Origin of the sequence: Tritonibacter mobilis F1926, from assembly GCF_000376545.2 — a bacterium.
Classification (GTDB): Bacteria; Pseudomonadota; Alphaproteobacteria; order Rhodobacterales; family Rhodobacteraceae; genus Epibacterium; species Epibacterium mobile.
Genome location: NZ_CP015233.1, coordinates 18750 through 36098, shown reverse-complemented (window position 1 = coordinate 36098; position 17349 = coordinate 18750). Strand labels below are relative to the sequence as shown.

17 protein-coding genes are annotated in these 17349 nt (G+C 58.3%); 6 read left to right on the top strand and 11 right to left on the bottom strand.

What is annotated here, in order from left to right; genetic code table 11:
• Positions 1 to 132: 132 nt before the first annotated feature.
• Positions 133 to 1416 carry a multicopper oxidase family protein gene (locus tag K529_RS22305; protein ID WP_005619233.1) on the bottom strand — a complete coding sequence of 428 codons (1284 nt, stop codon included), beginning with the start codon at positions 1414 to 1416 and terminating at the stop codon, positions 133 to 135.
• A 128-nt stretch (positions 1417 to 1544) separates the two neighbouring features.
• Complete coding sequence (locus tag K529_RS22300; protein ID WP_005619231.1) at positions 1545 to 2210, bottom strand: DUF3047 domain-containing protein; 666 nt, start codon at positions 2208 to 2210, stop codon at positions 1545 to 1547.
• Between the two features lie 459 nt (positions 2211 to 2669).
• Here K529_RS22300 and lgt point away from each other — a divergent pair, with 459 nt between their 5' ends.
• Positions 2670 to 3593, top strand: coding sequence for a prolipoprotein diacylglyceryl transferase (gene lgt, locus K529_RS22295; protein WP_005619228.1), 924 nt, complete (start codon positions 2670 to 2672; stop codon positions 3591 to 3593).
• An 88-nt stretch (positions 3594 to 3681) separates the two neighbouring features.
• Here the strand turns inward: lgt and K529_RS22290 are convergent, their stop codons facing one another.
• On the bottom strand, positions 3682 to 4134 hold the full coding sequence (locus K529_RS22290) for a hypothetical protein (RefSeq protein ID WP_227511962.1): 453 nt from the start codon (positions 4132 to 4134) through the stop codon (positions 3682 to 3684).
• Here K529_RS22290 and K529_RS22285 point away from each other — a divergent pair.
• On the top strand, positions 4133 to 4846 hold the full coding sequence (locus tag K529_RS22285) for a Crp/Fnr family transcriptional regulator (RefSeq protein ID WP_319822687.1): 714 nt from the start codon (positions 4133 to 4135) through the stop codon (positions 4844 to 4846). The genes K529_RS22290 and K529_RS22285 overlap by 2 nt on opposite strands.
• A 117-nt stretch (positions 4847 to 4963) precedes the next feature.
• Here the strand turns inward: K529_RS22285 and K529_RS22280 are convergent, their stop codons facing one another.
• The 6 genes from K529_RS22280 to K529_RS22255 all read right to left on the bottom strand — a co-directional run bounded on the left by K529_RS22280 (position 4964) and on the right by K529_RS22255 (position 11698).
• Entirely contained in the window at positions 4964 to 5902 is a 939-nt protein-coding gene (locus K529_RS22280) for a cation diffusion facilitator family transporter (RefSeq protein ID WP_005619220.1), read from the bottom strand.
• A gap of 19 nt (positions 5903 to 5921) precedes the next feature.
• Positions 5922 to 8267, bottom strand: a complete 2346-nt coding sequence (locus tag K529_RS22275; RefSeq protein WP_005619218.1) for a heavy metal translocating P-type ATPase — start codon at positions 8265 to 8267, stop codon at positions 5922 to 5924.
• Positions 8268 to 8389: 122 nt separating this feature from the next.
• Positions 8390 to 8947, bottom strand: a complete 558-nt coding sequence (gene petA, locus K529_RS22270) for a ubiquinol-cytochrome c reductase iron-sulfur subunit (RefSeq protein WP_005619216.1) — start codon at positions 8945 to 8947, stop codon at positions 8390 to 8392.
• A 245-nt stretch (positions 8948 to 9192) separates the two neighbouring features.
• Entirely contained in the window at positions 9193 to 10644 is a 1452-nt protein-coding gene (locus tag K529_RS22265; protein ID WP_005619214.1) for a multicopper oxidase domain-containing protein, read from the bottom strand.
• A gap of 1 nt (position 10645) precedes the next feature.
• The gene (locus K529_RS22260) at positions 10646 to 11116 is read right to left on the bottom strand and encodes a rhodanese-like domain-containing protein (protein WP_227511960.1); all 471 of its coding nucleotides are present in this window, start codon (positions 11114 to 11116) and stop codon (positions 10646 to 10648) included.
• Positions 11117 to 11152: 36 nt separating this feature from the next.
• Positions 11153 to 11698 carry an EF-hand domain-containing protein gene (locus K529_RS22255; protein ID WP_005619211.1) on the bottom strand — a complete coding sequence of 182 codons (546 nt, stop codon included), beginning with the start codon at positions 11696 to 11698 and terminating at the stop codon, positions 11153 to 11155.
• Positions 11699 to 11894: 196 nt separating this feature from the next.
• Between K529_RS22255 and K529_RS22250 the strand changes: the two genes are divergently transcribed.
• From K529_RS22250 to ccmI, 4 genes are read left to right on the top strand one after another with little or no spacing between them, the layout of a single operon-like run.
• The gene (locus K529_RS22250) at positions 11895 to 13895 is read left to right on the top strand and encodes a heme lyase CcmF/NrfE family subunit (protein WP_005619207.1); all 2001 of its coding nucleotides are present in this window, start codon (positions 11895 to 11897) and stop codon (positions 13893 to 13895) included.
• A gap of 2 nt (positions 13896 to 13897) precedes the next feature.
• Positions 13898 to 14464, top strand: a complete 567-nt coding sequence (locus K529_RS22245; protein WP_005619204.1) for a DsbE family thiol:disulfide interchange protein — start codon at positions 13898 to 13900, stop codon at positions 14462 to 14464.
• On the top strand, positions 14461 to 14931 hold the full coding sequence (locus K529_RS22240; RefSeq protein WP_005619199.1) for a cytochrome c-type biogenesis protein: 471 nt from the start codon (positions 14461 to 14463) through the stop codon (positions 14929 to 14931). The genes K529_RS22245 and K529_RS22240 overlap by 4 nt, the downstream gene beginning before the upstream one ends.
• Positions 14928 to 16085: a c-type cytochrome biogenesis protein CcmI gene (gene ccmI / locus K529_RS22235; protein ID WP_005619197.1), complete on the top strand. Its 1158-nt coding sequence runs from the start codon at positions 14928 to 14930 to the stop codon at positions 16083 to 16085. The genes K529_RS22240 and ccmI overlap by 4 nt, the downstream gene beginning before the upstream one ends.
• Before the next feature lie 280 nt (positions 16086 to 16365).
• On the opposite strand, the gene K529_RS22230 is transcribed toward ccmI, so the two are convergent.
• Positions 16366 to 16677, bottom strand: a complete 312-nt coding sequence (locus K529_RS22230) for a DUF2933 domain-containing protein (protein WP_005619195.1) — start codon at positions 16675 to 16677, stop codon at positions 16366 to 16368.
• Positions 16678 to 16797: 120 nt separating this feature from the next.
• Positions 16798 to 17340 (bottom strand): hypothetical protein, encoded by a 543-nt coding sequence (locus K529_RS22225; RefSeq protein ID WP_005619193.1) that lies wholly within the window; start codon positions 17338 to 17340, stop codon positions 16798 to 16800.
• Positions 17341 to 17349: the final 9 nt, after the last annotated feature.

Sequence of the window (17349 nt, the reverse complement as noted above, 5' to 3'; positions counted from 1 at the left end):
AACCTGAGCATAGGCAAATTTTGGCGAGTGCCATGTAAACTTTTGTATGACGGGCCTGTGCTTGTTGTGAAGAGCGATATCCCGTTGTGGCACAGCTTCGCGTCAACGGTTGGCGCAACCACCGCTCCGACCTCAGCTGACTTGCACCCAGGTCGCCATGCCATCAGCCTGATGGCTCAGCATATGGCAGTGCAGCATCCACGCGCCGGGATTGTCGAGTACGCACACAATCGTCATCGCCTCGCCCGGCGCTACGAGGGTCGTGTCGCGAAGGTGGGTTCGCGCACCATTCTGATCGGTTTCCCAGAAATGGTGGCCATGCAGGTGGATACCGTGCGGAAAAGCAGTGTCGTTCACCATCCGCACCTGCACTGCTTCACCACGTCTTGCCGAAATCAGCGGTTTGTTCGGCAGACCGCTCACGTCGTTGAAGGCCCAGCCCCCGAACCCGCCGTGCGCGCCGCCCCCGGCACCGCCTTGCATGAAGAGATCTGCCGTTTGCGTGATCTCTCCGGGCGCGGGCACTGGGTTCGCGGGGAGGGGAGCTATCGGCGCAGACCGGATTTGTCGCTGACCGTTCAACACAATGCGCCCCAGTTCCTCGCCACCCGAAGGCACGGTTTCTCTTAGGATCACATCACCCGTCACATCCGCGATGATGTCGATGCTCTGCGCCGGTGCGAGTTTTAGATTGCCCAGCGAAACCAGCTCGGGCAGCGGCATCCCGTCATAGGCCACACAAAAGCCCGTCAGCCCATCGATACGTATCTCGAAAATGCGATCCGGTGTCGGATTGATCAGACGCAACCGGATGCGATCCCCCAGCCGCGCCTGCTCAGACGACAGGAAGGTGGCCATCAAGTCCCCCAGCCTACCTGCTGTTATGAAATCAGCGCGGTCGAATTCCATGTCGAACTGGCCGGTGTCATCAAGCCGAATGTCGAAGAGGATGGCCGTGATGTCCTGATCCACGTCTGGCGGGGCAGGTTCTTCGACGATCAGGGGGCCGAACAGCCCGCGGGCGACCCGTTCGTAGGAAAGGTAGTGGGAGTGATACCAGTAGGTTCCGGCATCGGGAACCGGAAACCGGTATTCGTAACCCTCATTCGGGATGATGACATCCTGTGTCAGCACGTTTACGCCGTCCATCGCGTTGGGCAACCGAATGCCATGCCAGTGTACGAGGGTCCCGTCCTCCAGCCCGTTTTCCACCCGCGCCCGCAGAATTTCGTTCTGGCGCAGTCTGATTTCGGGGCCGGGACAGGTGCCATTGAATCCAAGCATTGCAATGTCCCGCGACCCGATCCGGGTGAAGGCCGTGCCGGGCGTCAGGGTGACAGGCACCGAAGCCGCACTCAGGGGCAGGGGGAGCGTGGCTGCGCCAAGCGCAACCATCATCTGACGACGCGTAAGCATGGGTTTCCGTGTATTCCTTGTTTGGGGCCTGCAAACCACATCCCCCACCTTTGCGGAAGGGCGCCCCGGCGAGATATTTTGATACATTGCAGATCGGCGTGCCTGTTTGGCAAAGCGCCGTGAAGCACCTAACGTATCTGCAGGTCCTGAATGGCCGCAAGGATCTTTCCGTCGGTATCATCGCTGTCGGCTGTCACAGCAAGACCGACCAGAACCTTTGGCCTGTCCCCGAACGCACGCACGAAATCGCGATCCAGGTTCACATTCTCGGTGAAGTTGCCGGTTTGCGCCGTTTGCAGAATTTTCGATTTGAGACCCGTCGAGTAGGGGCTGTTCAGCAATGCGCCTTTCGCATGATTGCCACCCCAGACATAAACCAGCGCCCGCGTATTGGGATCACGCAGCAATTTGCGCGCCGTTGTTCGGCCAAGCGTGCTTGCGGTCTGCGGATCGACGAACACGAAGTACAAGGCGAGATTGCGATCGTCGCCGCCGCGCCGTGTGAGGTCGGTTCCCTTAACACCCTGCGTGACGGACCACCCCCACATTGCTGCCTTTGCGGTGCCAAGGGCCGCGCTGACAGGGCGCCAGAGAACAGACACCGTGCCGTCGGAAATCACGTCCAGCCGCCGACCTTGCAGGCCGTATTCGTTCGAAAAGAGCCGCAAGAGGCCCTGTTCTTTCCAGTTTCCATCGAATGGGATTGTCTTTCCTTGCGCATAGAGGGGCGGGGCGTTTGCAGCTAATGCAACAAAAGCGATGAAAAGTGTCGCTGCGAGGGACCGTATAAACATCTGAACTCCTATTGCGATGCCGCTGGTCCTGCTTTGGTCCCGGTCATCAGCATTATGTGCCGTCATGATCCGTTGAATTGTGCCGGGCGCGCGCAACTTCAATGAACATATCCGTGATCATAGATGTGGTTGCGCAATGGTCGTTGCAGGACGCGGGAGCGAATTCAGATCATGGAGCGCGACCTTGATCGGCTGATTTCCCGCAACGGACGGATCCAGTAGGCGGCGGAGCTTCCAACCGTTACAAACAAGTACAAAACTCATGGGATACAAGCGCCTGAACACATGGACGCGGGTGCCGATGTGCGTCATCTGTGGTTCAACGGAACCGACTCCCGCACGCAAGGATGGCACATTCACCACAACGCTTTGGGCTGGGGACAACAGGGTTGAACGCGCCAACGTCCGTTGCGGGAAACAACATGTGGCCTTGTGTGAAACAGGTAAAGGTAACAAAGGATGCTGACTTCGATCATCCAATTTCCTGACATCGGAACAGAGATTTTTGCCGTTGATATCGGATCGTTCCGCTTTGCCCTGCGTTGGTATGCGCTGGCCTATATTGTTGGCCTCCTTATCGGCTGGCGCATCTGTGTCGAATTGGTCCGCTCTTCGTCAGTCTGGGGGGCCGGGGCGCCGCCGCTGCAACCCAAGCAACTGGAAGACCTGCTGACATGGATCATTCTGGGCGTTATCGTGGGGGGCAGGCTGGGGTTCGTGCTTTTCTATCAACCTCAGTACTATTTTCAGAACCCCGTCGAAATCTTCATGGTCTGGCAGGGTGGTATGTCATTTCATGGCGGCTTTTTCGGCGTGGTCGTGGCCATCTTGCTTTTTTGCTATCGCAACGGCGCACCCGTTCTATCAACGGCGGATCTGCTCGCTGTTGCAACACCACCGGGTCTTTTCCTCGGACGCCTGGCCAACTTTACCAATAACGAGCTTTGGGGCCGTCCGACAGATGTGCCCTGGGCGGTGGCATTCCCCGGCGAGGCGGCCCAGTCCTGCGCGGGCATCGTGGGCCTGTGTGGCCGCCATCCGTCCCAGCTCTATGAGGCGCTTCTGGAGGGCATCCTGCTTGGGTCAGTATTGATTTTTCTGGCTTGGAGGCGCGGTTGGCTGCGCTTTCCCGGAAGCCTTACGGGCCTGTTCCTGGCGGGATACGGAAGCGCAAGGTTCCTTGTCGAGTTCTTCCGGCAGCCTGATATGCAGTTCGTCACGCAGGACAACCCGATTGGACATGCGGTTCATTGGGCGGGCTATGGGCTGACAATGGGCCAACTGCTTTCGTTGCCGATGATTATCCTTGGCGCGGCCCTGATCGTATGGTCCCGCAGGCGTGTGACGGTTAATTCTGCGGATCTGGTGTCAACGTCAGATTAGATTTGAATATCCGATCGTAGTGTTGGCGAAGTGACCATTGCGGCGGACCCCGGTTGCCTGGGCCCGCATATGAACCTTGGGCGCGTGTTCAATGATGGGGCTTGCCGCCTTTCGCAATCATCAGATGGTGCTCTTGATGATGTGCACCGATTGTCATCAGACCAAAGAAACCAAGGCCCTGTATCTGTTCACCATCGCCACCCACGATCAGTGCGACACCATCCTCCATTTCTTCTGACGCAACACTCCAGCCTGTTTCACCGGCAAGGAACGGCGCATGGGCGGGAACTATTGTGTTGATGGCCGACAGAACACGCGGGCTGCCACGCACTTCGAACCGTGCGCCGTCGGGCCGCAGAATGCGGGTGACCTCTGCCTTTCGTGTCAAAAGGTCCATATCGACCAGATGGTCCCTCAGTTTGTCGATATTGACGGCGCCCCAGTCGGTTTCGGGATCGGCCTGGAGCAGCGCAACTATTTCGGCCATTTCGGCGAAGGCGGACTGGCCGGTTTCCTGGGGGGCGTCGGACGCGTGACCCATGGATGAATGCATTTGTTGCGAGGTAACGGGTGTCGCAAGCAAGACAGCGAAGAGAACGGGTATCAGTCGCATGGACCAGCCTTTCCTGGGTGTATTCGGATCCAGGCTAGTACCTGATCGGACCCTGAAATATGATTTGGATCATATGATGCCAGAACCCTATAATCTCATACCGCCCTCCGCCTTGCGTCCGCTGACGAGGGCCGCAGGGGATAAGGTTTTTCGTCAGGGCGCGCGGACCTGCGGCCTTTATGTTGTTAAGTGCGGGCGCGTTCATCTTGAGCGTGTCGGACCGGATGGCGAACGATTTATCATCTACCGTGCCGGGCCCGGGATGAGCCTTGCCGAAGCATCGGTGTTTTCGGATAGATACCACTGCGATGCGGTCGTGGCGGAGGCTGGGGCGTTTGTACAGATCGACAAAGCGGCGGTCTTGTCTGCCTTTGCAGATCCGGATTTTGCACGCGCCTATGCGCGGCAAGCGGCACAGCAGATACAAGCGCAACGTCAGGCGCTTGAGATCGTAGGCATCCGCCGCGCAGAAGAACGGGTCTATGCCGGTATGGTGGCGGACCTGCTTGAAAGCTCCGTTGTCGATTTTGCCAGCGCGCTACATCTTTCGCACGAGGCCACCTATCGGGCCTTGCGAAAGCTTGTGAATGATGGCCGGATCGCAAATCCGACCCGGGGAACGTATCATTTGCGCCCCTGAATGGATCAGCCGGACCATGCCCGGTTCGAGATAACAAAAGGTGCGGTAGCAAAACTTGGCGGGTATTTCGCTTGCCCGATAACAATGAGAATTGCTGCCCGCGGCGATGACCTGTTTTCAAAGATCGCCGTTATGCCCTGTCTTACTGCTCGCCGCTGACAGGTCGATTGCTTCAGCGCCGCTTTCGTCGAGGCACCGTGTTTCGATCTGCAGGGTTGCGAAAAAGAACCCGAAGTCCTTACGCAGCGTGTCATAGGCGGTTTGCAGGACCTTTTCTTGATCTGCTTGCTCTGCGACACGCAGATGCGCGGAGAAGACATGCTTGCCACTTGTCAGCGCCCGAGCATGAATATGGTGAACATCGGAAACCTCGTGCAGTTCTTCAAGGGTACGTTTGATTTCAGGCCGACTCACTTCGGGAGGCGTGCCTTCCATCAAAAGATGCGCCGCTTCTTTCAGCAAGCCCCAGCTCGCCCACAGCAGGACAAACCCGAATGCCATGCCAAGCAGCGGGTCGATCAGCAGAAACCCGGTGAATTCGATTACGAGGGCGGTCACGATGATCGACAGACTGCCAACAAAGGTCTGGATGATATGCCAGAACGCTCCCTTCGTGTTCAGATCTTCCTTGCTTTGCTTCCAGATCAGCGCAAGCGAAATGAACTCAGTAAAGAGCCCCCCGGCAGCCGCAATCAGCATCGGACCCGTTGGAAGATCAATTGGCGCAGACAAGCGCATGGTAGCCATCGCGATGACAACCACCGCCATCGCCAGCAAGAAGCCGCCATTCACAAGGGCGCCGATGATTTCGGCGCGCGCCCAGCCAAAACTCCGCTCTTCATCCGCCGGACGCAACGCCATGCGCGCCGCGACAATGGCGACCAGAACACCGCCCACGGCCGAAAAGGTATGGAACGCGTCGGAGATGACCGCGATCGACCCTGTCCATAGGCCAATCGCCAGTTCGATCACAAAATAGATGCCGGTCAACCAGGCTGATATCGCCAGCCCCTTGCCGCCGGACGGCATATGCCCCTGATGTCCGCTTGCCATCATCTATCTCCTTGGTTTGCGACTAAAGCCGAACCCGTCGCAGCCGCAGTGCATTGCTAATGACGGAGACCGAAGACAGGCTCATCGCGGCGGCGGCGATCATCGGCGACAGAAGAAGGCCGAAAAACGGGTAGAGAATACCAGCCGCGATGGGCACACCTGCGGTATTGTAGGCGAAGGCAAAAAACAGGTTCTGCTTGATGTTTCGCACCGTTGCCTTTGCCAATCGGCGCGCACGCACGATGCCGACAAGATCACCACCCAGAAGGGTGATGCCTGCGCTTTCCACGGCAACGTCGGCACCGGTGCCCATCGCAATGCCCACATCAGCCGCCGCCAGGGCAGGGGCATCGTTCACGCCGTCTCCTGCCATGGCGACCCGGGCCCCTTCTTGTCTGAGGGAGTCCACCAATGCCTTCTTGTCTTCGGGCAAGACGCCTGCGTGGACTTCATCAATACCCAGCTTTGCGGCGACGGCTTCGGCGGTTTTCTGATTGTCACCGGTTGCCATTATGACCCTGAGACCGAGGCGATGAAGGTCATCGATGGCGTCTGCCGTGGACTCCTTGATGGGATCGGCAACAGCGACAATGCCGGCAAAAGTGCCATCTATCGCCACAAGCATTGCTGTCTTTCCAGATTCACGAAGGTCGTCCGCAGCAAATTCCGCAATCGAAGCGTCAACGTTGATCTCTGCCATCATGGCGGGATTCCCAAGTGCCACGACCTGGCCATCGACCATGCCTTTCACGCCCTTGCCAGTCACGGCTTCGAATTCCGTTGCGTTCGGAAGCGTCAGCCCCCGTGCCAGCGCACCCTCGACTATTGCTTCGGCCAGCGGATGTTCGGAGCCCCGTTCGAGGGCCGCAGCCATTGTCAGCAGGTCATTTTCAGCCTTGTCCCCCGTGGGCACCACGTCTGTCAGCTTGGGGCGCCCTTCGGTGAGTGTTCCGGTCTTGTCAACGATGACGGTATCGACACGCGCCATGCGTTCCAGTGCTTCGGCGTCTTTGATCAGAACGCCAGCCTGTGCCCCGCGGCCCGCCGCCGTTGTGATCGAAATGGGCGTCGCAAGGCCCAAGGCACAGGGGCAAGCAATGATAAGAACGGATACGGCTGCCGTAACAGCGAAGGCGAGCGCGGGATCGGGCCCTAAGAACAGCCAGACAACGAAGGATATGATCGCAATGACGACAACCGTCGGAACAAAGACGGACGATACCCGGTCCGCCAGACCCTGAATCGGCGCGCGCGACCGCTTTGCACCTGCCACCATGTCCACGATCTGGGACAGGACCGTGTCCGCACCGACCTGTGTGGCCCGGATCGCCAATGTGCCGTTCTTGTTGATCGTGCCGCCTGTGACCCGGTCGCCTTGTGTTTTCTCGACCGGCAACGGCTCTCCGGTGATCATACTTTCGTCGATAGATGAATGCCCTTCGAGGACCTCGGCATCGACGGGTATGCTGTCGCCGGGGCGTACCCGCAACCTGTCACCCTCAACAATGTGTTCGAGAGGTGCGTCATATTCCGTCCCGTCCGGCAGGATCCGCCGCGCCGTTTTTGGTGCGAGATCGAGCAATGCACGGATGGCATCACCCGTCCGTTCGCGGGCGCGCAACTCGAGCACCTGACCGACAAAGATCAGCGCAACGATCACAACCGCAGCTTCGTAATATGTCCCGACGCTTTGGCCGTTTCGATACGCTTCGGGGAAAATGCCGGGCAGGAATGTTGCGGCAAGCGAATAGATATAGGCAGCCCCAACGCCAAGCGCGATCAGGGTCCACATGTTCGGCGATATATTCCTGATCGATTCCCACCCCCTTTTGAAGAAGGGAAGAGCCGCCCAGAGAATGATCGGGGTTGCGAGGACGAATTCGATGTAGACAGCCGTCTGATGTCCGATCCATTCCCGCACAGGTAGGCCGACCAGTTCACCCATCGTCAGGATAACCAGCGGAACGGCGGCTGCCGCGCTGATCCACATGCGTGTTGTGAAATCGGACAACTCTTCTGACGGCTCGTCCGATGGAAGCATCGGTTCAAGCGCCATGCCGCAGATCGGACAGGACCCGGGCTCATCCTTCAGGATTTGCGGATGCATCGGGCAGGTCCATTGCGTACCGGCCTCGCCATGTGCTGGTGTCTTTTGGGCGTTTCCCGACGCATAGTAAAATGGGTCTTTGCCAAACTTGGTTTCGCAGTTTTCCGAGCAGAAATGAAAGACCTCTCCATCATACTCGGCACTGCGCGTGTCTTCGTCTATCTCGACGGTCATGCCGCACACCGGGTCGGTCGCTGTATCTGGGTCTGATGCGGTCGAGGTGCGCGTCATGTCGTGATGATGTTCTTGGTCCGTGGCCATCTTCTAATTCCCGTTTTCAAGACAATTGAACACATAACCCTTCCAGTTACTGGAGGGTCAAGACTCTTCCGACAACGCTGCGTATGAATTTGTATGGGCCTTCGCGATGCGCGAAGCTCCTGTCAGCCCAGGGTCAGTATCATGTCTTCCGAAACGGACATCGTGGGAATATGCAGGTTCTCCGGTGCCGGACCCTTTCGAATGCGTCCTGCTGTATCATAATGGGAGCCATGACAGGGACAGAACCAACCACCAAAATCGCCGGCTCCGTCACCAAGTGGTACACATCCCAGATGCGTGCAAACGCCTATCATGACCAAGAAATTCTCATTTCCCGCCACTGCCCTGTTTGCATCGGTGGCCAAAACATCACCAGAGATATTGGGATTTCTGGCCACGGTATCAGGAAGGGATGACACATCTTCAGAGCGGGCCTGCGCGATTTCCGCGTCGGTCCGGTGCCGGATGAACACCGGCTTGCCGAGAAAACTGACCGTCAACTGCGTTCCTGGTTCCACAGCCGAGATATCGACGCGGATCTGGGACAGCGCGCGGACATCTGCGGATGGGTTCATTTGGTTGATCAATGGCCAGACCGCAGCCCCTACGGCGACCGCTCCCGTTCCGGCGGTGGCGTAGTACAGGAAATCTCGGCGGAATTGTGGTGTTTGTGTATCCATAGCGATTCATTGTCCAAGCTTCCCGTGGGGGAAGGTCAATGGCCAGAAGAACCAATCAAGCTTTTCGTTTTCCTGACTCTTTCCGATCTAGCAGGCCTAGGTTGCCCCTCTTGTTTGCCAGACACCTGCGACCAGCAAAGGCGCTGCAGTTATCAGTCCAGGACCGATTATGATAGTTCTCATCCAAGACCCTCTTGACCATTTGACTCCGTCCCCGACGGTGCCTGTCAGTCGGGGGCACGAAGTTAAGCGACGCTGAATTGCCCCATCATCCCGCCATCTTCGTGTTCCAGAATGTGGCAGTGATACATGTAAGGCGCAGCCGTTGAGGCAGGTTTTTCGAATTTCATCGCAAGCTCCACTTCACCATCCACCAGCACCGTATCCTTCCACCCCCTGTTCTCTGCGCGCGGTGCCATACCGTTTTCCGACAGTACCTGAAACCGGACGCCGTGAACATGGAACGGGTGCATCATCATGGCCCCACGCACAATCCAACGCTCGATGCTGTTGAATTTGGTGGAAAAATTGAGAGTGTCCGGATCGTATGACGCGTCGTTGATCGAAAATCGGTTCCCGGACCGCGAGAACATCATCCCCATGCCCATCGACATATCCAGTGACAGACGTCGGACTGGCGCGTCCTTGACCGCAAGATCAGGCAACTGCCCGTCCAGAGAGCCGGGCAGGGCGTCGATGCGAACCGGAAGGGTTGTGTCGACAGCGAAAGGCAGCACGGTGAATGGACTGCCGGAACCGCCGCCGCCCATCATTCCGCCCATGGCCGAATTAATGATATCGTCGGACTTCAAAACACTGCCCCGCCCGCTTGTGAAATCCACAAGCACTTCTGCGCGCTCTCCTGGTGCAAGGGTCAGGCGGTTCAGCGCAATCGGTCGATCCAGAAATCCGGCATCTGTCGCGATGAGATGAAGCGACCGGCTGTCAGACATGGACAGGCGGTAAACCCGCGCATTCGAGCCGTTGACGACACGGCACCGCACGATCCCCTTCGGAACCGCTGCCGACGCGCCGATTTGACCGTTCACAACCATTGTGTCGCCCTGAAACCCGTTCATGGACTGGTGCATGCCGGGATCGTATTTCAGGCGTCCGCGCCAGTTGAACTGACGGTCCTGCAACACAAAGGTCAAATCATCGAGCCCATAGGTGGATGGCAATCCACGCTCGTCATCTGCGCCATCGGTCACCTGTAGAACACCCGCCAACCCCAGCATGACCTGTCGTGCCGTCGCGCCGTGAATGTGGCTGTGATACCAGGCCGTTGCCGGGGGCTGATCCAGGTCCAGCATCGGCTTCCAGGTGTCTCCCGGTGCGATGGCCTGATGCGGTCCGCCATCGAACTCACCGGCAACAAGCAAACCGTGCCAATGCGCCGACATCGGCTCGCCAAGCGTGTTGTGCACCTCTGCCCGTGTCTCGACGCCGGTTTGCACCCGGATCGTCGGGCCAAGGTATCCCTGGTTGTAGCCGAACGTTTCGCTGGCGGCACCATCGTCAAAACGGGTCTCGCCAGTGCGGGCTTTCAGCTGAAAGAGCCGGGATGTCGTCGCATCGAGAAGCGAAGGGTACGCGAGCCTTATGTCGGATGCCGAAAATGCCGCCGATGGCAGGACGGATGCAGCCCCAAAGCCTGCGGCATAGCCAATCAAATCGCGGCGGTTCAACAGTTTCATCTCAGGATAATTCCTCTGGCAGCGCAGCCAGGGCAGCATCGACACCAACGACCGGATAACCTCCCGCGATCCAGCCCGGTCCGGCGGCAGAACCGAGCATGCCTTCGGATACGTCAAGAAAGCCGCTGTAGCCAGCCTGCCGAAGACTTCGCATGACGCGGCCAGACCGCCCGCCTGTCGCACAGATGAGCGCGACAGGCCGCCCTTCGGCCCGTTCCCGGGCGGCAAAAAGCCGCTCGGCGAAACGGTCCTCATGCAGGCTGATGGGCCAGGCATCGCCTGCAACGCCGGTGTCGGTCCATTCCGGTCGCGACCGAACGTCGATCATCCGGATCAGGTCCTGTTGCAGCGCATCTGCTGCCATGTCCGCCGACCAGACCTCGGCGGTCTGGCCCATCACCGGGAAGGGTGCGAAGGAAACTGCCAACATAGCAAGTGTCGCACTGCGCCGCGTCAGAACAATACCCATCATGTTTCTCCGTCAGGCTGCCTTGCGGGTCCTTGCCCGTTATTCGCTGTCATGATGACCTTCCATGTCCGTTCTACTGGATGTGCCTTTCATTTTGCTCATGCGCATTCCGGCATCTTCCATCTCGTCTTGAGAGATCTGACCGTTCCCGTCCGCATCAAGGTGCTGAAAGCGATCAACCATGCGCGCCCGGATGACGCTCATGTGCAAGGCTTCGAATTCGTCAAGTGTCAGCTCGTCGTCGGAATCCGCATCAAACTCCCGCATTTTTTCGGCCATCTGTGCGGCCATTTCATGAGGCTGACTGCCGGACAACATCGTCGTCATCATGTCGCGGTCCATCATTTCCATCATGCTGCCCTGGCCGCCCATCATGGAGGCATGCATCTTCATCATCCTCTGCATCATCGGCATCATATTGCCGTCCATCATGCCCATCTGCTTGTCGCCATCGCCCATCGCCATGTCGGACATATTCCCGCTGTCAGCCTTGCTATCGGCAGTCCCATCGGATTCCGCTAATGCTGTTTGTCCCATGCCAACAGCGATCACCACGCCAAGCGCAAGAATTCTTTTGTTTTCCATCTCTCATTCCTTTCAGGTTAATTCTGGAAACATCGGCGCTATAGCGCTTCGATTAAAGGCCGAGGGCTGGCGGGTTTGTAATCATTTGTCACAGCCTCCCGTTACAAACGGTGACAAAGCAACCACTCACGGTCCGCCGGACGATTTGCTAGACAGACGTTAATCCAGTGAATTCATCGAAGAGGCTGATGATCCCTTGACACCTGAAATCGGTCATTTCGCCCTGGCCCTGGCCTTGGCCCTGGCGCTTGTTCAAAGTGTGCTGCCCATTTTTGGTGCTGCACGCGGAAACATCCTGTGGATGCAGTCGGCGAGATGGTCATCACTAGGACAGGCGTTCTTTATGGGCTTTGCGTTTCTCGCGCTCATGCAAGCCTTCATCACCAGTGACTTCACGGTCAAGAATGTGGTTGAGAATTCTAATTCACTCAAACCGATGCTGTTCAAGGTGGCCGGCACCTGGGGCAGCCACGAAGGATCCCTGTTGCTGTGGACCCTTATCCTGACGGTGTTCGGTGCGGCGGTCGCTCTCTTCGGATCGAACATTCCGCTGGCGCTGAGAGCAAGGACGCTGTCGGTGCAGGCCTGGATCAGCGTTGGCTTCCTGACTTTCATGCTGCTGACGTCCAATCCCTTCGACCGCGTTTTCCCTCCGCCAGGCGACGGTCAGGACCTCAACCCATTATTGCAGGATGTCGGTCTCGCCATGCACCCGCCGCTTCTCTACTTCGGGTATGTTGGCTTCTCGATTGTCTTCTCGTTTGCGGTCGCCGCCCTGATCGAAGGGCGGGTGGACGCGGCCTGGGCACGGTGGGTACGTCCGTGGACGCTGGCTGCCTGGATGAGCCTGACCGCAGGCATCGCGCTGGGATCCTGGTGGGCCTATTATGAGCTTGGCTGGGGCGGCTGGTGGTTCTGGGACCCCGTTGAGAACGTCAGTTTCATGCCATGGCTGATGGGCACTGCCCTGCTGCATTCCGCAATCGTGACGGAAAAACGGGATGCGTTCAAAAGCTGGACAATCCTTCTGGCGATCCTGACTTTTTCCCTATCGCTCTTGGGCACGTTCATTGTCCGATCGGGCCTGCTGACGTCTGTGCATGCGTTCGCGGTCGACCCGGAAAGGGGACTTTATATCCTTGGATTGCTGGCCGTTTCGATCGGCGGTTCCCTTGCTCTGTTTGCCTTGCGCGCGCCGACAATGAAGCCCGGCGGCCTGTTTAAGCCGATCAGCCGGGAAGCGGGGCTATTGGTGAACAACCTGCTGCTGGCCACGGCCACCGGCATTGTGCTGTTCGGCACCTTGTACCCGCTCTTCTACGAAGCCGCGACGGGCGGTGAAAAACTGTCGGTAGGGCCGCCCTTCTTCAATGCGTCCTTTATTCCCGTGATGCTGCCGCTCGTCTTTGCGATGGGGCTGGGGCCTTATCTGTCCTGGAAACGTGCCGATCTGGCGGGCGTTCTGCAACGGTTGCGTTTCGTGGCCGTTCTGGCCGTGCTCGCGACATTGGTGACCTGGTATCTCGCCGAGGGCGGTCCGGTGTTGGGGTATCTGTCGCTGATGCTTGCATTCTGGCTGTTTTTCTCAACCCTGCGGGAATGGGCGATGCGCATAAAGCTGTTTGAGGCACCGTTCCCGGAATCGCTGCGGCGGGCACGCAACCTGCCCAGATCCTCTCATGGGATGACACTGGCTCATGCGGGGCTCGCGATGGCGATGTTCGGGTTCATCGGATCAACAGTCTGGAAATCCGAGGAAATCGTCTTTGTCCGGCCCGGCACAGAGATCAGCATTGCCGGGTTCGATGTCACCTTTGAAGGGGCCGAACGTGTGCGCGGACCAAATTACTTCGCGGATCGTGGCACGCTTCGTGTGGTCCGGGACGGGCATTATGTCACCGATCTTTTCCCGGAGCGGCGCACCTATCCGGTCGCGCAAACCACCACCACAGAAAGTGCCATCAGGTCCACAATGGCCGGTGATCTCTATGCGTCCATCGCAAATCCGGCAGCAGAGGACGAGAGCGCACAAGGGGCCTGGACCCTGCGCATTCTGTATGAACCATTGGTCAACTTCATCTGGATCGGATCGGCGATGCTTGTCCTTGGTGGCGGTCTTTCGCTGTCTGACAGGCGGTTGCGCGTCGGGGCACCTCGTCGCAAGGTGGCAAAGCCCTTAGCGCTTCCTGCGGAGTAGGCATGGGACGGCTATTGGCATTCATTCCGCTGGCAATCGCAGCCGTCTTTGGTGGGTTCTTCCTGTGGGGTCTGAACCCGGACCGGGACCCGAACAACATTCCGTCGGTTCTGATCTCGCAGCCAGCGCCGGAATTCGACCTGGCCGCTGTCAGCGGGCTGGAAACGCCAGGGCTTTCCCGCGCCGATCTGGTCGGAAACCCGGGACCGGTCATCGTGAACGTGTTCGCCTCGTGGTGCGTGCCCTGCCGGGCCGAACACGGGGTATTGACCCAAATGGTCGAAAGGGACGGGCTGACGTTGTTCGGGATCAACTACAAGGACAAGCCGGAGGATGCGACGAAATGGCTCGCTGAGCTTGGCAATCCCTACGAAAGGATCGGGTCGGATCTGAGCGGAAGAGTGGGGATAGAATGGGGCCTTTCGGGCGTACCAGAGACATTCATTGTCGGGTCTGACGGGACGGTCTTGTTCAGATACGTCGGACCCGTCGTGGGCGATACGGCGATCTCCACATTCAGGGAAGCGTTGATCCAGGCTGGCGCGTTACCAAGAGGCCAGAACGGATGAGACTTGTCGCATTTGCATTTCTAATGCTGCTGCCCGTGATGGCCTTCGCGGTCGAGCCCGACGAGATGTTGCAGGATCCTGTACTGGAGCAACGCGCCCGTGAAATTTCTAGGGAACTGCGTTGCGTTGTCTGCCAAAATCAGGACATCGACAGTTCCAACGCCGGGGTTGCGCGGGACCTGCGCATTCTGGTGCGCGACAGGCTTGTCGCCGGTGACAGCGACAAGGAGGTCATCGCGTACGTCCACGCCCGATACGGTGATTATGTCCTGATGCGCCCGCCCCTGAATCGCGCCACTCTCGCGCTCTGGATGGCGCCCTTCGTATTGGCTCTTGTTTCGCTGCTTGTCGGCTGGACCGTCATTTCGAAAAGTCGGAGCAAGGCTGCCCCAACGGGATTTTCCGATGACGAAAAAGCGGAAATTGCGCGTTTCATTGAAGAGAACGCTTCAAAGGACGGTTCATGATCTGGTTGGTTTTCGCCCTGTTATCCGTTGTCGGTCTGCTTTTCATGGGCCTGCCGCTGCGCCATCGGTCGTCGCGGACACCCGTCCCGGCTGACACCACGGATGCGGTCCTCATGGATCAGTTGGATGAGGTTCGGCGGGATCTTGAGCGCGGTGTCATTTCCGACGCCGAGGCCACGGCGGCGGAGCAGGAGATCAAGAGACGGATCCTCGTGCAGTCGCGCCGGTCCGCTCGGTCAGATGGGAAACCGGCGGCAGGGGGCCGCTTGATGGTCGTTCTGAGCGCAGTGTTCGTGCCGGTCTTCGCTTTTGGATATTACTCCGCAATGGGCTCGCCAGAGATCCCAGGTGTTGCCTTTGCCGAACGTGCCGCTGAACGGCTGGACGCGGCGGAAATCGCCGATCTGACAGATCGTCTGTACGTCAGGCTCAGTTCAGACCCTGAGGGGGGTGCCTCGGAAGGCTGGATGCTGCTGGGGCAAACCTATTCGAAAATGGGCCGTTTTGCGGATGCTGCCGATGCCTATCAGGTTGTCGCGCAACGACCGGAGGCCGATTCCGCCGTGTTCTCCATGTTGGCCGAGGTTCTGATCTACGCAGAGCAAGGTGTGGTGACACCTGAAGCGGACACCGCGATTGATCGGGCGTACGAACTGGATCCTTCCAATCCCGGTGCTGCCTTTTTCAAGGCAGTCTCGCTCGAGCAGAAGGGCGATGGCGCAAAGGCTCATGAAACGCTGGTGGCTCGGCTGGACGATGCGGAGAGGTTTTTCCCGTGGATGGAAAGCTTTGTTGGCGAAGCCAACCGGATTGGCGCGAAGATCGGCAAGGGTCCGATCTCGCTGGCCGACTATGCCCCGAAGACCAGTGCGCCCGGCCCGACACAGGAAGACATCGAAAACGCGCAGGACATGAGTGTGGAGGAACGACAGGATTTCATCCGCTCGATGGTCGAACGGCTGGCCACGCGACTGGAAGATGAACCTGACGATCTTGATGGATGGATGCGGCTTGGCAACGCCTATTCGGTTCTGGGCGATACCGCGCCGGCAATCGCGGCGTTCGAACGCGCAGAAATCCTGTTGTCGGAGGCGCCGGGAGATGACCCGCGCCGTCAAGCCGTGCAAAGCGCGTTGGAACGGTTGCGCCCGTAGTGGCGTGGGCGGCCGTCGCTGTGCAGGTGAATGTGAGGCAGGATCAAGGTTTGGCGCTTAATCGAAAGCCCATCCGGTCCGGCCGTCGTCACAGACTATTTCGTGGGTAGTACCTTCAGACTGACCGACCAAGCGACATCCTACGGGAAGAATGACGTCGTGTGCCGCATCCCGTGTCACGGAAGGGGGCTCAAGTGGGCAAAGCTTGCCCGAGGCCGACTGGGCACAACCGCCGAGGGCCAGAATACCTGCAATCGGAATTCCGATTGTCAGCCGCGTTCTAGCGGGCGCGTACCAGTTCTCGTTCGGGAGCTTGGCCATCTTCAAATTCTGCATCCACAGTCGCCTCGTTCGCCTGTTCAACTTTTGACCCGTGACACGACTTCCCCATCATCCTGTGCATGACGACATGCGCGCCAAGACAAAGTGCGAGCGGCGCAAAAAGGCCGACGTTGCTCCACAGACCCGCGATCGTGCCGCCTGCAATAAAGAACGCGGCAACCGGCAGAAACATGACGGCACAACACGCCATCATCCCATACTGCATCAGTTTCGATGACCCTGCGGATTTTTCATTTTGAGTTTCAGACATGTCGCTCTCCTGTAGATGCTCGGGCTTTTCTTGCGACGTTCCAGTCAGGTAAGGTCAAGCGTACATTCCGATACAATTGATCAGATAACAGTCAGCGAGCATTCTACTGGGATGGCCCCCTCAGGTTGCCAGACCTAACGCGTAGGACAGGACTGTGACGAGGAGGATCGGGGTCAGGCTGAACAGCAAGGCCATGATCATTGTCCTGAACATGGTAGGCTTCGATGCTTCGCCAGAAGGTTCTGTCAGAACCCCAAGAAGCGCGATGAAGGTACCGGGCGCGAGAGCGTAGAGATATACGCCCGAGATGTTCCCAAACATGAACGACCGTTCGAGCGTTGGTCCGACAACGCTCAACGCTGTTGCACGGCTGCCGTTGAACGAGCCGAACAGATCGGCCGACATCACATAGACGGCAATGTGAACCCCAATGAATGCGACACTCCGCAGCAGGCCATCTAAAACCAGGTAAACGATCGGCCGATGCCGGTACTGTTTCAGCGCGACCGATGCGGAAACGAACCCCAAGTAATTCACGAGGAAAACGACCACAAACCCATTGGTCAAGACCTGCCGGAGGAAGCGCGAGAGCGCGGTCCCATTCGTCAGCAGCAGCGTCGCAAAACCAGGCGTTACGAGGATGTAGACAAGCAGGAACGGCAATATGCTTGC